At 70.4% G+C, this 15517-nt stretch carries 11 protein-coding genes; 7 read left to right on the forward strand and 4 right to left on the reverse strand.

The genetic code is table 11. The features are described 5' to 3' along the window. Positions 1-143: 143 nt before the first annotated feature. Both QN350_RS09170 and QN350_RS09175 read left to right on the forward strand, forming a co-directional pair. Positions 144-1016: a hypothetical protein gene (locus tag QN350_RS09170; RefSeq protein WP_322137645.1), complete on the forward strand. Its 873-nt coding sequence runs from the start codon at positions 144-146 to the stop codon at positions 1014-1016. 68 nt (positions 1017-1084) lie between these two features. Continuing rightward, positions 1085-2668 carry an ABC-F family ATP-binding cassette domain-containing protein gene (locus tag QN350_RS09175; RefSeq protein WP_323516240.1) on the forward strand — a complete coding sequence of 528 codons (1584 nt, stop codon included), beginning with the start codon at positions 1085-1087 and terminating at the stop codon, positions 2666-2668. 19 nt (positions 2669-2687) lie between these two features. Here the strand turns inward: QN350_RS09175 and QN350_RS09180 are convergent, their stop codons facing one another. Together QN350_RS09180 and QN350_RS09185 are read right to left on the reverse strand one after the other, a co-directional pair. Then, positions 2688-4814, reverse strand: a complete 2127-nt coding sequence (locus QN350_RS09180; RefSeq protein WP_322137643.1) for an acyltransferase family protein — start codon at positions 4812-4814, stop codon at positions 2688-2690. 70 nt (positions 4815-4884) lie between these two features. Then, complete coding sequence (locus tag QN350_RS09185; RefSeq protein WP_322137642.1) at positions 4885-7035, reverse strand: RecQ family ATP-dependent DNA helicase; 2151 nt, start codon at positions 7033-7035, stop codon at positions 4885-4887. A gap of 59 nt (positions 7036-7094) precedes the next feature. On the opposite strand from QN350_RS09185, the gene QN350_RS09190 reads away from it, so the two are divergent. Beyond that, entirely contained in the window at positions 7095-7817 is a 723-nt protein-coding gene (locus tag QN350_RS09190; RefSeq protein WP_322137641.1) for a hypothetical protein, read from the forward strand. Between the two features lie 102 nt (positions 7818-7919). Here the strand turns inward: QN350_RS09190 and QN350_RS09195 are convergent, their stop codons facing one another. Both QN350_RS09195 and QN350_RS09200 read right to left on the reverse strand, forming a co-directional pair. After that, positions 7920-8552: a DUF2510 domain-containing protein gene (locus tag QN350_RS09195; RefSeq protein ID WP_322137640.1), complete on the reverse strand. Its 633-nt coding sequence runs from the start codon at positions 8550-8552 to the stop codon at positions 7920-7922. A 30-nt stretch (positions 8553-8582) separates the two neighbouring features. Then, positions 8583-11123, reverse strand: a complete 2541-nt coding sequence (locus QN350_RS09200) for a glycoside hydrolase family 65 protein (RefSeq protein ID WP_322137639.1) — start codon at positions 11121-11123, stop codon at positions 8583-8585. A 77-nt stretch (positions 11124-11200) separates the two neighbouring features. Between QN350_RS09200 and QN350_RS09205 the strand changes: the two genes are divergently transcribed. The 4 genes from QN350_RS09205 (at position 11201) to QN350_RS09220 (ending at position 15480) form a co-directional block, all read left to right on the forward strand. Beyond that, the gene (locus QN350_RS09205) at positions 11201-12556 is read left to right on the forward strand and encodes a M18 family aminopeptidase (RefSeq protein WP_322137638.1); all 1356 of its coding nucleotides are present in this window, start codon (positions 11201-11203) and stop codon (positions 12554-12556) included. Positions 12557-12747: 191 nt separating this feature from the next. Further along, entirely contained in the window at positions 12748-13707 is a 960-nt protein-coding gene (locus QN350_RS09210) for an NAD-dependent epimerase/dehydratase family protein (RefSeq protein ID WP_322137637.1), read from the forward strand. Continuing rightward, the gene (locus tag QN350_RS09215) at positions 13704-14345 is read left to right on the forward strand and encodes a MerR family transcriptional regulator (protein ID WP_322137636.1); all 642 of its coding nucleotides are present in this window, start codon (positions 13704-13706) and stop codon (positions 14343-14345) included. Before QN350_RS09210 ends, QN350_RS09215 begins: the two co-directional genes overlap by 4 nt. Positions 14346-14433: 88 nt before the next feature. After that, the gene (locus QN350_RS09220; protein ID WP_322137635.1) at positions 14434-15480 is read left to right on the forward strand and encodes a hypothetical protein; all 1047 of its coding nucleotides are present in this window, start codon (positions 14434-14436) and stop codon (positions 15478-15480) included. The last annotated feature ends 37 nt before the right edge of the window (positions 15481-15517 follow it).

The raw sequence follows: 15517 nt of genomic DNA on the forward strand, positions 1-15517 counted from the left end.
TCCCGTGACGCCCGAAGACGCCGCACCGGTCGTTCTTCGCTCGCGCAAACGAGGTGCCGGAGGGCGCCGCCGCCTTGTCGGTCGAGTCGCCGGGACGTAGGCTGCGCGCATTCGATGTCATTGCTCCTGCCACGGAGGTCGCTGTGCTCACACCCGAACAGCATGATCGGTCCGCTGCCGTCCTGCTGGGGCTCGCCGCGGGGGACGCCCTCGCTTCCGGTGACGACTTCGAGTGGTCGGAGCGGACGGCGGCGGCCGTCGACATCGCGCTGCTCACGGCCGACGGCCGCGACCCCTCGGAGGCGGCCGTCCGGGAAGACCTCGGCGCAGACGCGGAACCGGAAGCCGCAGATCCGGCTGCCGCCACGCGCACCGCCGGCAGGCGCCTGCTCCGAACGGCCCCGGTCGCCCTCGCCCTGCTCGACGACCCGGTGGCGCTCGCCGAAGCCGCACGGCTGGTGTGTTCCGGGCGCGGCATCGCACTCACCGACTCCGAGCGCGGCGACCCCTCCACCGATCGAGGTGCCGGCGATGCGGCTGGTCTCTTCGGGCTCTCGCTTCGCGTGGCCGTCCTCGAGGGCCGCCTCGATGCTCTGGCCGGACTCGCGGCCCTGCCGACCGAAGTGCGGGCGATCTGGGAGGCCCAGCTCACCGCGGCCGGGCAGGGCCGGGCGGTCGACGTGCGGCGGAGGGGCACGGTCGGTGGGCTCCTGCAGGGAGCGTGGGCGATCCTCGGCGACGAGGGTGCAGCGGATGCCTCCCGCGTCGAACAGGTGATCTCCCGTGCTGCGAGAAGCGGCGCGGATCCCGCGAGCGTGGCCGCCGCCGGTGCCCTGCTCGCCGGCCGGTGGGGACTCGAGGCCGTGCCGGTCGCCTGGCGCCGTCTTCTGCATGGTCGCCTGCACGGACGGCCGGACCTGGTCGGCGTCGACCTCGTGCGTCTCGGGATGCTGTCCGCCCGGAGCGGGGTGCCGCACGATCCGGACGACCCGGCCCGGATGGACGTGCTGCGCTGAGGGTTTTGTAGACTCGACTGGGCTCCGCTCGCCGAATTCCCTGGGCGTCCCTCGAGAGGACAGCAGCAATGAGCCTGATCAGGCTGAACGACGTCAGTGTTCGATTCGAGAAGACGCAGATCCTGCGCGACGCCTTCTTCCGGCTGGAGCCGGGCGACCGGGTGGGCCTGATCGGGAAGAACGGGTCCGGGAAGACCACGATTCTCAAGCTCATCCTCGACCAGGTGGCGCCGGACTCCGGCACCGTCACGCTCGAGAGCGGCGTCTCGATCGGATACTTCTCGCAGTTCTCCGAACTGGACGGCTCCTCGACCATCACCGAGGTCCTGCACGGCCTCTTCGCCCCGATCAAGGCGATCGAAGCCGAACTCGCATCGATCGACGCGGCCATCGCCGTGGCCACGGACTTCGACGCCCTCCTGCATCGCCAGGCCGAACTCTTCGAGGACATGGACCGGCTCGGCGGCTGGGACTACCCGCGCCGGATCGACACGGCACTCAGCACCCTCGGCTTCAACGAGGCCCACCGCATCTGCGCGATCGACGAGCTCTCCGGCGGCTGGCGCAACCGGGCCGCGCTCGCCAAGATCCTGCTCGAGCACCCCGACGTCCTTCTCCTCGACGAGCCCACCAACTACCTCGACGTCGCCGGCGTCGAGTGGCTCGAGGCCTGGTTCCGCGACTTCCACGGTGCGGCGATCATCGTCTCGCACGACCGGAAGTTCCTCGACGCCGTCGTCACCCGGATCATCGAGGTCGAGAACTTCCACCTGCACGAGTACCCCGGCAACTTCGGCGAGTACGTCATCCAGAAGCAGTTCCGGCTCAAGACGCTCGAGCAGCAGTTCGTGCATGAATCCGAACTCCTCGCGTTCGAGTCAGAGGGGATCTCCGACCGCAGGGAGGCGGCGAAGGCCGCGAGCCGCACCCTCGACGGCCAGCTGGCCCAGATCAAGAAGGCGCGGGCTCCGCGCCCGGTCGACCAGATCATCACCGAGATCTACCGCGGCCTGCACGTCAAGGACGTGCTCTGCCGGGTCGAGGGCCTGAGCAAGTCCTACGGCGACAAGGCCCTGTTCTCGGACCTGAGCTTCGAGGTCCGGCGCGGGAACCGTATCGTGGTGCTCGGCGCCAACGGCAGCGGCAAGACGACCCTGCTCCGGGTTCTCGACGGCGAGGAGAAGGCCGACTCCGGGTCCGTGACCTGGGCGGGCGGCATCGCACCGGTGTCCTACAACCAGGTCCTCGCCGAACTCGACGAGAAGGACACGGTCACCCACGCGGTCAACGCCATGCCCGGCAGCCTCGCGTTCACCGCGACGCGCAAGTCGGTGAACCGGTTCCTCGCGATGTTCCAGTTCTCCGAGGCCGACCTCAAGCAGACGATCGGCAACCTGTCCGGCGGTCAGAAGGCACGCGTCGCCATGGCGCAGTGCCTGCTCTCCGGGGCCTCCGTGCTGCTGCTCGACGAACCGACCAACCACCTCGACCTGTCGAGCACCCAGGTGATGGAGCGCGCCCTCGTGCACTTCCCCGGAGCTGTCATCGTGGTCAGCCACGACCGGTTCTTCACCGACAAGATCGCCAACCGGTTCCTGGTCTTCGGCAGCGAGGCCGCCGAACCGGGGGAGATCGAGGTCAGAGTCGCCTGACCCCGCCGGAACGAGTCGCCTACATCAGGCCGAGCGCCCCGAGGGCGAAGCGGATGGCCGGCGCGATGTGGGCCGAATACGCTGCGGTCATGTGCACGGTGTCGTACTTGGTCGGGATCGTTCCTGCGAAAGCGGGGCAGGCGCCGTTATAGCAGCTGAACGGCAGCGAGGACACGAAGAAGCTGCCGGTACCGTCCAACGCGGTGGTCGCCGCCGCGAAGTCCTGCCAGGCCTGGTCGATGCCGGCGTTGCAGTTCTGCGGGCTCGAGACCGGTGAATAGCACTGGCCGAGGTTCGCGCCGAGGGGCGGCGGTGCGAGGTAGACGATCCGGCCGGCGGCGTTGTATGTTGCCGCCTCCGCGGCCGTCGAGGCGACCAGGGTCTCGGCAGAGAGGGCGGTGCGGTCGGGCGTCTTGCCGAGGGCGTACGCGTTCGAGATCACGACGAGCCGGGGGTTGTCTGCCACGATGCGCTGAGCCACGTCCTGCTTGCGCTGCGGGCAGGCATCCATCACGCCGGCACCGTCGTTCTGCACGGGCACGGCGGTGAATCGGCAGCCGTACAGGCCGATCGTGGTGATCTTCCACTGCCCGTTGCTGCCCTCCGCGATCGCCTTGAACGCGGGGGCATAGGCCAGGGCCGTCGAGTCGCCCACGAGGTACATGTGATTCGGGGCGTCCGAGTTGCCCCAGGTGCAGCCGTCGAAGCTCGGCGTGCTTCCGACCTCGAAGCAACCCCTGGCCGGGTTGTTGTTCGACGTGGTCGCGATCGCGTCGTCGAGGGAGGGTGAGAGGTTGCCCGGCCACTCGGTCGAGGAGGCAGCCGCGCCGAGGTCGGCCTGCAGCTGCGCCGTCGGGTCCTCCACCGGGCCGGGCGCCGCGATCGGCGCGGCCGGGGAGCTCGTGCCGTGCAGGGTGACCTGGGCGCTGACGCCGATCACGGTCGCGATCACGAACAGGCTCAGCCCGGCGAGGATGAACTGCGAGCCGAACTTCTCCCGCCAGGTGCGCCAGGCGAGGCGGCTGGATTCCGCGGAGCCGCCGAACCGGTGCAGCCACGGCGACCGGTGGAAGGGCTGTTCGATGAGGTAGTACGACACGGTCGAGAGCGCGAGGATCATGCCGAGGACGACCTGGACGCTGAGCGCGGGGTCTGCCATCAGCAGGAACACCATCACCGGGAAGTGCCAGAGGTACAGCGAGTACGAGAGATCGCCGATCCAAACGCTGAGCGGGTTCGTGAGCGGGAACAGGTAGTGCTGCGGGCCGGTGATGCCTCCGACGATCACGAGCGCGGTCGCCGCGACGGGGACGGCCGCCCAGGGCCCGGGAAACGCCAGGCTGTCGTCGATCAGGAAGAAGCCGGCCAGGATTCCGAGCAGGCCCGCCCAGCCGAGGAGCCCGCGCAGCACGACAGGGATCCTCAGGAAGATCGGGGCGGCCGCGGCGAGGAGGGCGCCGACGCCGAGCTCCCAGACCCGGGAGAACGTGGACAGATAGGCGGCGGCGGGCGTGGTCGCGCTCTCACCGAGGGCAAAGAAGAAAGACACGACGATGACGACGACCGCCACCAGGCCGAGGACGGCCCTGCCGCGGCGGGCGCTGCGCAGGCGTTTCGCGCCCACGGAGAGCACGAGGAGGACCGCGACCGGCCAGACGAGATAGAACTGCTCCTCCACGGAGAGCGACCAGTACGGCTGCAGCGGCGAGGCCGGGTCCGTCGCGTGGAAGTAGTCGGTGCCGATGGCCGTGAAGTGCCAGTTCGCCGCGAAGACGAAGGACCAGGCGGCGTCCCAGAGGGTGGAGAGCGCCCGCGTGGTGTTGAACAGGAAGTGGGCGAGGACCGCCGTGACGACCAGCACGATCACCGCGGCCGGTGCGATGCGCCGGATGCGCCTGGCGTAGAAGCGCCGGAGCGAAATGGTCCCCGTGGACTCGTGGTCGCGGAGCAGGATCCCGGTGATCAGGAACCCCGAGATGACGAAGAAGATGTCGACGCCGATGAAACCGCCGGTCGGCCACAGGATCACGTGGTTGAGGACGACAGCGACGATGGCGACGGCCCGTAGTCCCTGGATGTCCCGCCGCACGGCGGATTCGCGCGGCGGTGCCGGAGCAGGTCGCTCGGTCTTGAGTGTCGATGTCACGGGTCTCCCAGGATCTGAATGCCCGGAGAGCTTATCGGAACGATGTGCCGTCGAGGTTTCGCTCGCGGTTTCAGGAGCGCAGGGCCAGGGCGAACGGGAGCACAGCCGAGGTGCCCGCCCGGCGCAGCAGCCGCCCGGCGATGGTGAGGGTCCAGCGGCTGTCGGCGAGGTCGTCGATCAGCAGGACCGGCTTTCCGGCGAAGGGTGCCAGTGATGCGGCGAGTTCCGGCCCGACCGCGAAGCGGTTCCAGACCGCGGCGAGGCGGTAGGCGCTGTTGCCGCCGCTGCTTCCGTCTGGGCCGCCTCCGACCAGGTCGAGGGAGCCGAGCCAGGGCAGGCGCCCTGCTTCCGAGAGGGCGCGGGCGACCGAGGCCACGAGAAGCGGATGCCGCCGCGACGGCATGCTGATCACTGCGGCCGGTCGTTCGTCCCAGTTCCAGTCGGCGAGCACCCGCACGCAGGCGCTCGTCATCGCGGCGCTCGCCGGGGCATCCGCCGCCTGGACCGCGAACGTGTCGCGGAGGGCGCCGCCCCAGCCGAGGTCGGTGAGCCGGGCGAGGGCACGACCCGCGGCGAGGCGCTCGCCCACCGGGATGTTGCCGCGGACGTCGACCCCGAGGCTCGCGACCCCGGTCGGCCACTGCGCGCGGGGTTCGAGCTCGACGCCGACCCTGTCCAGTGAGGCCGCGGCTGCCGAGGCCGCCGCAATGGCGACGTCGGACGGGTACCAGGCCGCCGTGCAGTTGTCGCAGCGGCCGCAGGGCACAGCGGTGTCGTCGTCGAGGGCGCGCTGCAGGAACTCCATCCGGCAGCCCGTCGTCCGTTCGTAGTCGATCATCGCCTGCTGTTCGGCGAGCCGGGCGGCCGCGATGCGCTCGTAGCGCACCTGGTCGTAGACCCAGGGTTGCCCCGTCGACACCCAGCCGCCGGTGACCCTGCGCACGGCGCCGTCGACGTCGAGGACCTTGAGCAACAGCTCGAGGGGGGAGCGCTTGAGGTCGACGCGCGCCTCGAGCGCCGGCGTCGAGAGCGGGCGACCGCCCGCGTCGCCGAGGGCGCCGAGCACGGCCTCCGCCTTGTGCTCGCTCGGCATCGACGAGGTCGCGAAATACTGCCAGATCGCCTCGTCCTCGATGCCGGGGAGCAGGAGCACGTCGGCGTTCTCGGTCGCGCGCCCGGCGCGGCCGACCTGCTGGTAGTACGCGACGGGCGAGGAGGGGGCGCCCAGGTGCAGAACGAAGCCGAGGTCCGGCTTGTCGAAGCCCATTCCGAGGGCGCTCGTGGCGACGAGGGCCTTGACCTCGTTGCGCTTGAGCATGCCCTCCGACTCCTCGCGTTCCGCGGTGTCGGTCTGGCCGGTGTACGCGCGCACGGCATGGCCTGCCTCGCGCAGCAGACGTGCGGTGTCCTCGGCCGCCGAGACGGTGAGGGTGTAGATGATGCCGCTTCCGGGCAGCTCATCGATGTGGCTGAGCAGCCAGGCGAGCCGGGCTCGCGAATCGGGCAGCCGCAGCACGCCGAGCCGCAGCGAGGCGCGGGCGAGCGGACCACGGATGGTGACGACGCCGGGCCCCGCTGCCTGACCTGGTACCGCCACCGCCGGCGCGAGCTGCTCCGCGACATCCGTCACGACGCGGCTGTTCGCCGTCGCGGTGGTCGCGAGCACCGGCACTCCGGCAGGCATCGTCGCGATGAGGTCGCGCAGCCGCCGGTAGTCCGGGCGGAAGTCGTGGCCCCAGTCGGAGATGCAGTGCGCTTCGTCGACGACGAGCAGGCCGACGCGACTGATGAGCGCGGGCAACTGCTCGTCGCGGAACGACGGGTTGTTCAGCCGTTCGGGGGAGACCAGGAGCACGTCGACCTCATCCCTCCGCAACTGCTCGAGCACACCGGCCCACTCGTGCGCGTTCGAGGAGTTGATCGACACCGCACGCACGCCCGCGCGCGCCGCCGCGGCGACCTGGTCGCGCATCAGGGCGAGCAACGGCGAGACGAGGATGGTGGGACCCGCGCCCTGGCGGCGCAACAGCAGGGTCGCGACGAAGTACACGGCCGACTTCCCCCAGCCGGTGCGCTGCACGACGAGCGCGCGGCGGCGGTCGTCGACGAGGGTGGAGATGGCCTCGAACTGCCCATCGTGGAAGTCGGCGTCGTCACGACCCACGAGGGTGCGCAGAATCTCACGGGCGGATGCGCGGGTGTCGGTCCGGGTGTCGGTCATCGTCCCAGCTTCGCAGGTACCGCTGACAGTTCTGCAGGGACGCTCGGTAGGCTCGCAGCGTGAAGGTCACCCAGGAACTCGAATCCCGCATGCACCCCGACGCGATCGCCGGCTTCCGGCTCGTGCTCGCCGAGGCGCGTGTCAACGACACGATCCTGCTTCCCGAGCGGGCGATGCACCGGATGGTGGGACACGTTCAGTGGATCCTGCGCCGGGTCGGTGCCGACGGCATCCGCCTCACCGATGCCGGTTACCTGCCGCCTGTCGATGTGCTCGCGGCGACGACCGAGCTCGACTGGGGCTGGACCGTGACGGTCAACCGTGAGGTCAACATGCTTCCGCTGCAGGAGCTGCGCGACCACCTCCGCCGGGTCGGGTTGCTGCGGGTGAGCAAGGGACGGCTCATGCTCACGAGCAGGGGTCGGGCCCTCGCCGAAAACCCGCGCGAGCTGTGGTGGCACCTCGCGCGGACCATCCGCACGAGTCGCTCGCCCGTCGAGGCGGACGCCACGAGCCTCCTCCTGGTGCTCATCGCCCGGCGGGGGTTCACCGAGGCCGCCCTGTTCCAGCAGGCTCTCGCGCTCGGCCTCGAGACCGTCGGCTGGGGGCAGAAGAACGGCGAGCGTTTGTCGCCGGGTGCGGCGTCTCAGATCGTCCTCGTCAAGTGGCGCCTGTTGAACCACCTCGGCGTGTTCGACACCACCATCCGGGATCACCTGAACTGGACGATCACCCCCGGCGGGGCCGCGTTCGCCCGCGCCGCACTGCAGAGCGAGGTCTAGGCGAGCTCGAGCCATTCCGCGCTCGAGCGCGGGACGTGCGCCGCTCCGCGGGTTGTGCGCCACCCGCGGAGCGGCGGAACACCCGCGCTCGCCGGCTGCCGCTCAGGCCGCGATGCCCGAGCCGATCGTCGTGAGGAAGAGCGGCACGAGGGCCGCGAACTTGGCGAAGGTGACCAGCGTCGTGAGGACGACGATGCCGGTCCAGACCCAGATCGGGGTCAGGCCGCGGCCCGCCTGGTTGCGAACGACGATCGAGCGGCCGATCACGTAGACACCGGAGGAGAGGAAGGTCCAGGCCCAGTGGAACGGGCGGGTGAACCCGTCGGCGAGCAGCCGGCGCCGGTCGAAGTAGGCGAGGGTGACCGATGCCGCGTAGACGGCGATGCTGAGGAGCTGGCTGAGGACATCCGTCGCCGACGTCGTCGTGCCGGTGGAGCCCTCCGACAGCCCCCGGTTGAAGTCCGCGGTGAGGTCGGTCGACGCCACGTTGATGAGCGACAGGAGCGGCAGCAGCGTGATGATCCAGATGGCCGCGGTGTAGGCGGGCGTGTCGGGTGCGAGGACCCTGGTTGGAGCGAGGCGCCCGTAGACGGGAGGCTCGGGATAGTGCAGGTCCATGGTCCAGGCCGCGCCGTTCCACCAGCGCTGGCGAGGGGAGCCTGCGGGGTCCGGATACCAGCCCGCCGCGGGAGCCGCCGCAGGCAGCGGAAAGTAATTGCCTGATCCGTCGGTCATTGTGCCCCCACCTAGTCGATTGCGGCCAGTCTAGGGCCTCTGCTCCGGGACCAGTGGGAAATCGCGGACCTGGCCCGGGGAGAGCCAGGCGTCCTGGCCATCCACCCGTACCCGGATCGGCGGGGCACCGCCGGTGCTGAGTGTCACGCGCAGGTTCGTCGACGTGAGCTCGAGCCGGATCGGGTGGTCCCGGTAGTTGATGCTGAAGGAGAACGCACCGAGCTCCGCGGGGAGCACCGGATGCAGCCAGAGGATGTCGTCGCGGATCTCGAGGCCGCTGTAACACCGCACCATCATGTCCACGGACCCCGCCATCGCGCCGAGGTGGATGCCCTCGTGGGTGGTGCCGCCCTGAATGTCGGCGAGGTCGCTGTCCAGGGCCCTGGTCAGGAACTGCCAGGAGCGCTCCCGGTCGCGACGGGCCTCCACCCAGGAATGCACGACGTTGCTCAGGGTCGACCCGTGCGTGGACCGGGACCCGTAGAAGTCCACCGTGGCGACGACGGCCTCCGGCGGCAGCGGGTACCCCAGCCCGTGCAGCAGCCTCCGCAGTTCCTCGGCCGAGAACAGGTAGAGCAGCATCAGCACGTCGGCCTGCTTGGACACCCGGTAGTTGTTCGTGCTGTCGCCCTCCGCGTTGAGGATCAGGTCGAGTCGGCCGAGGTCGCCGTAGCGGGCGCGATACCCCGCCCAGTCGAACTCGGGGAGTGCCTCGTATCCGTCGAACTGGCTGGGCACCCCTCCGGGCAGGAACGACAGCCGGAGCCGGCTGCCGATGTGCCGCCAGCGGTCGACCTCGCCCGGGCGCAGGCCGAGCCGGTTCCAGAGCGGCCGGCAGCTGCGCCCGTTCAGCACGGCGACCGTGTCGACGGCCCGCGCCATCAGCCAGGCGGTCATCACGTTGGTATAGGTGTTGTTGCGCAGCCCCGTTCCGGGCGCTCCGGGGGCTCCATCGTGGAATTCGTCCGGTCCCATGACTCCACTGATGTCGAACCGATCGGCGCTCTCGTCGTACGTGGCCAGGGCCGCGAAGAACCGCGTGACCTCCAGCAGCAGTTCGGCACCCTGGTGGATGAGGAAGTCGACGTCCCCTGTGGCCTGGTAGTACGTCCACACGCTGTAGGCGACGGCCAGCCCGACGTGGCGCTGGTTGTGGGAATGATCGGGCATCCACTCATTGGTGCGCGGGTTGAACAGTTCGGCCGGGGTCACTTCCCGCCCGTCGATGCCGCTCTGCCAGGGGAACATCGCGCCCTCGAGGCCGGCGGCCGTCGCGGCCGCCCTGGCCTGGGCGAGGCGCCGGTACCGGTAGCCGATGAGCGCCCGGCTCAGGTCGGGTCGGCGCAGGGTGAGCACCGGGTAGACGAAGACTTCGTCCCAGAACACGTGCCCCCGGTAGCCCTCCCCGGTGAGCCCACGGGCGGGGACGCCGGCGTCGAGGTCGGCGTCGACGCCGGCGAGGGTCTGCAAGACATGGAAGGTGTTGAGGTTGAGCGCGAGGGACTGGTGCTCGTTGTCGTCGAGGTTCACCGCGAACTCGTCCCAGAGCCCGCGCCATTCACGCTCGTGCGCGACGAGAAGGTCCGCCGGGTCGGCGACCCGGCGCATCCACGCGGTCACGGCGAACGGCGCCGACACGACGGCGCGGTCCCTCGATGTGCCGACGATGACGGTCTTCTCCACCTTGACCGGTCGCCCAGGCTCGAGGAGCAGCTCGAACTCGTGCGCGACGAAGCCGGGTTCGCTCAGGAATCGCCGGGCCACCGTGATCTCGCGGGGTGGGCCCGGCCGATCCGCGCCCGCAGGGTCGGCCTCGAAGACCCGGGTGCGCGCGGCCATCGCGATGTGCACGCCCGAGACGGTGGTTTCCATTTCGAGGAGCACGGTGCGGTCGTCGACCTCGGTGCGGGTACGTGGCATCAGGTGCCTGTTCGTGAGCGCGGCATCGGCCGCTACATTGCGGTTCGCGACGCGGCCGTCGACGGCCGAGCGCACCGTCACCGGGCCCGACCAGCCGTGAGCTTCAAAGGTCGTCTCGAGCACGGCGACGTGCGGGTCGGACTGGGACACGAAACGCCGCGAGGTGACCGTTGTCGTGTGCCGGTCGGCGTCCCGAAAGCGGATGACCCTGGTCAGCAGGCCGCGCCGGAGGTCGAGTTCCTGCCGGTAGTCCAGGACTCCGGGGTCTTCTGGCCGGAACCAGTCCGCGGTGCCGATGCGGAACGAGAGGGCGAGCCAATTGGGGGCATTGACCATGTGTTCATCGTCGCGGGAATGGCTGCCGAGCTCGGTGTGCACCGGGTTGTAGACGCCGGCGAGGTAGGTACCCGGGTAGTGGACGGCATCCGCCGACGCCTCTGGGGAAGCGCCCCGGGTGCCCCAGTAACCGTTGCCGAGGGCGCAGAGCGCTTCGCGGACGCCCTCGGTGGCCGGGTCGAAGCCCTCGAAGCGCAGCACCCAGGCGTCGGCAGCCGCGTCGCCGCCCGCGACGGCATCCGCGACGGTGCTCGGCGGGCGCCTCGGAACGGTGCTCGCATCGGCGGTGTTGCTCGGCCGGACGGTCGGGACCATGGCACACCCTTCTGCGGTCATCCGTCCGGCGAAAGCCCTCGTGCATGCCCGTCGTCGGCCGGTGCTTGGATAGGGGGATGACCTTTGCACCGGATTCGCACCCAGAGTACATCGACGACCTCGCCGGCTTCATCGCAGCGTCGCCGTCCTCGTACCACGCCGCCGCGGAACTCGCGCGCCGGCTCGAGGCCGGTGGATTCACCCGGCTCGACGAACGCGATGAGTGGCCGGGCAGCGCGGTCGGCAGTGGCGCGGACAGCGGCGCGGGCGTGGCCAGGCGGCACTTCATCGTGCGCGACGGCGCGGTCGTGGCCTGGGTGCAGCCGGCCGGTGTCGGCCCGGCGTCGCCGTTCCGCATCCTCGGAGCGCACACAGACTCGCCCGGATTCAAGCTCAAGCCGAAGCCGACCATCGGCAGCAGAGGCTGGCTGCAGGCCGGCGTCGAGGTCTACGGTGGCCCGCTGCTCAACTCCTGGCTCGACCGCGAGCTCGAACTCGCCGGACGCCTCGTCACCCGCGACGGCACGGAGCACCTCGTGCGCACCGGCCCGTTCCTGCGCATCCCGCAGCTCGCCATCCACCTCGACCGTGACGCCAACAACGGCCTCACCCTCGACCGCCAGCGGCACCTGAACCCGGTCTACGGGGTCGGCGACCTCGCCGCTGCCGACCTCCTCGCCCACCTCGCCGGCCTTGCCGGGCTCGAGGCGGCGGATGTGGCCGGTTACGACCTCCTGACCGCCGACACCGCGGCCCCCGCACGTTTCGGCCTCGACAACGCGCTTTTCGCCGCCGGACGCCTCGACAACCTGTCGTCGGTGCACGCGGGCCTGGTCGCGCTCCTCGCCGTGGCGGACGACGGCACAGCCGGTGTCGATGCCGCCGCCGGATTGGTCCAAGGCACGAGTGTCCTCGCCGCCTTCGACCACGAGGAACTCGGTTCCCAGACCCGGTCGGGGGCGAGCGGACCGCTTCTCGACGATGTCCTGACCCGGATCGGGTCCGGACTCGGGGCATCCGCCTCCGACAAGCTGCGCGCATACGCCGGCTCCTGGTGCCTCTCGGTCGACGCCGGGCACCTCGTGCACCCGAACTACCCCGAGAAGCACGACCCGGCGAACCTGCCGGTGCCGGGGGCCGGCCCGCTGCTCAAGATCAACGCGACGCAGCGCTACGCCACGGATGCCGCCGGTGCCGCCCTCTGGGCCCGCACCTGCGCGCAGGCCGGCGTGGCCTACCAGGAGTTCGTCTCGAACAACACGGTCCCGTGCGGCTCGACGATCGGCCCGCTCACCGCGACCCGGCTCGGCATCCACACGGTCGACGTCGGCATCGGGCTCCTGTCGATGCACTCGGCCCGCGAACTCTGCCACGTGGCCGACCCGGTCGCGCTCAGTGCGGCGATCGGCGCCTTCTTCGCCCCCGAGGCGTAGCCGCCGCTGAGGTTCCGTGAGGTGTCGCGAATCGAGGTTCCGTCGGCTCAGGAAGGTCGATATGCGACACCTCAGCGACGTTGGCCGGGCACATCTGGATAGTTCCACTATCGGATAGCGCTTGTATCAGCTACTCTGAGCATCAGATAGTTCAGGTATCTGAAGGGGCGAGCCCCACTCAAGGAGGACTCATGACTGACCAACTCGTTGTCGGCGCCGGGTACATCGGCAGGGCGCTCGCCGCAGCGCTTGTCGAACGTGGTGACAGCGTCACCCTGGGCACCCGCAGCGGCACGGTCGTCCCCGGCGCCCGTGCCCTCGTCGTCGACGCCTCGGACGTGGACGCCCTCGCTGCGGCTGCCGAGGGCGCCGCCACGATCTTCCTCGTCACCGGCCCCAGCCAGTACCACCGCTGGCCAGAACTCTGGCCGCCGATGTTCCGGGCCGCGATCGAAGCCGCCCGCCGGTCCGGGGCCCGGCTCGTGCTGATGGGCAACCTCTACGGGTACGGAGAGGGCAGCCCGATGCCGATGACCGAGGCGACTCCGCAGCATCCGACGGAGCCGAAGGGCCGGGTGCGCACCGAGGGCTGGGAGCTCGCCCTCGACGCCGCCAAGCGCGGCGAAATCCAGGTCGTGGAGGTGCGCGCGAGCGACTACTTCGGCCCGGGAGCGGGCAAGACCTCCCAGCTCGGAAGCGCCTTCTTCGGTCCGCTGGTCGCCGGAAAGACCGCGCGCGTCTTCGGGAGCCCCGACGCCCCGCACAGCTGGTGCTACCTGGCCGACATCGTCGCGACCCTCCTCTCGGCGGCGGACTACCGCGGGCCGTGGGGTCGCGTCTGGCACGTGCCGGCGGCCGAACCGCTCTCCCGCACCGAGCTCGCGGCCCGGGTCGACGCACTCACGGGCAAGCGGGGGAGCCTGGCCAGGCTCAGCCCGGCGCTGCTGCGCGTGCTGGGGATGTTCGTACCGTTCATCCGCGCCGCCAACGACTCCGACTACCAGTTCACCGCCCCCTTCGTCGTCGACGCCGCCGAGACCGAACGACTGCTCGATGTGTCGGCGACGCCTTGGGAGCAGTCCCTTCCCGAGGTCATCGCGAGCTACCGTGCCCTCGAGGTTGCCGGCCTGCCGGCCCAGGACAAGCGATGAGAATGGCAGAACTGAGCACCCGGAGCGGGACCCCCGTTGCGACGATCAAGTATTACCAGCGGGAGAACCTCCTCGCCGGCGGTGAGCGATCCGGGCCGAACCAGGCGCTGTACGCGGAGTCGCACCTCGAGCGCATCCGCCTGATCCGCGGCCTCACCGAGGTCGGCGGACTGAGCGTCGCGGCCGTCCGGCGGGTACTCGAGGCCATCGACTCCGAGCGGTCGCTGCCGGAGACGTTCGAGATCGCCCAGCACTCGGTGTCTGCCACGATCGACGAGTCCACGGTGAGCGCGGAAGCGCTGGCCCGGGTGGACGCCCTCACCGCCGGCTGGCATGTCTCGGCGGCGAACCCCGGTCGACTGGCCGCGGCGCGGGTCGTCGACACGTTCGCGGAGGTCGGCCAGACCGACGTCCGCGGCTGGTTCGACCGGTACGCCGCCGCCGCCCTGCTGGCCGCAGAGGCCGACATCGACGAACTGGATGCCCGGGTCGACCGGGCCGCGAAGGGCGAGACCGTCGTCGTCGGCACCGTTCTCGGCGACAAGCTCTTCTCCGGCCTCCGCCGCGCGGCGCAGGAACACATCGCCGCCCTCCGCTACGGACAGCCGCCCGAGTCGACACCCGACCATACCCCCTGAACATCGCACGACAGCACGACAGCACGACAGCACGACAGCACGACCTACCGCACCGCCACCACTCGACCGACAGAACAGGGAGCGACCCATGACCACCCCCGAGTTTCCAGAGCGCCCGGCGTCCGGCCGCGCGACATCGCCGGCCTCCGTCGACGCCGGCCAACGACCGGCCACCGCCTGGCCCGCACCGCACACCCTCGCCTGGCATCGACCGTTGCTCGCGGCCACCGCGGCCATGGCGGTCCTCGTGGTGGTCTGCCTGGTCGGGCTGCTGGTGGACCAGCGCATCCTCACCGGCGCGCCGGTCTGGGCCAAGCCGCTCAAGTTCTCGCTCAGCGTGCTCATTTACGCCGCGAGCCTCGCCTGGCTGCTCGGGATCCTCTCCGCGCGTCGTCGTCGACTGGCCTGGTGGATCGGCACGGTGTCGACGATCGGGCTCGTCATCGAAATGGTGATCATCGTCGGTGCAGCCTCCCTCGGCGTCACGAGCCACTTCAATGTGTCCACCCCGGTGTCGGCGACGCTGTGGTCGGTGATGGCCGTCTCGATCGTGGTCGTCTGGATGGCCGCCCTCCTCACGGCGGTGCTGTTGTTCCGCACGGACCTCGGCGATCCCGCCAGGTCACTCGCGATCCGGGCCGGCAGCGTGATCGCCGTGATCGGGATGGGCCTCGCGTTCCTGATGACCGGGCCGACCGCCGCACAACTCGACGCCTTCCAGGGCATCGTCGGTGCGCACACCGTCGGCGTCCCTGACGGCGGCCCGGGGCTCCCGCTCCTCGGCTGGAGCACCGTCGCCGGCGACCTGCGGATTCCGCACTTCGTCGGAATGCACGCCCTCCAGGTGATCCCGCTCTCGGCCCTGCTGCTCGAGGTGCTCGCTTCCCGGCTGGTCATGCTGCGTGCACCGGTGGTGCGGTTGCGGCTGGTCCGGCTCGTGATCGGGCTCTATCTCGGTGTCCTCGCGATCCTCACCGGGCAGGCGCTCGCCGGACAGTCGATCGTGCGCCCGGACGCGCTCGTGACGACCCTCACCGCCGCGCTCGTCGCCGTCGGCGCGGTGGCGGCGACGCTCGTGCTGTCCGCAGCCTCCCGCGCCGCCCTTTCACCGACGGATGCTGCGGCAGCTCCGTGAAGTGTCGCAGATCGACGTTAAGTCGGCTCGGGAACGT

The organism is Cryobacterium sp. 10I5 (assembly GCF_035019865.1).
GTDB classification, from domain to species: Bacteria; Actinomycetota; Actinomycetes; order Actinomycetales; family Microbacteriaceae; genus Cryobacterium; species Cryobacterium breve_A.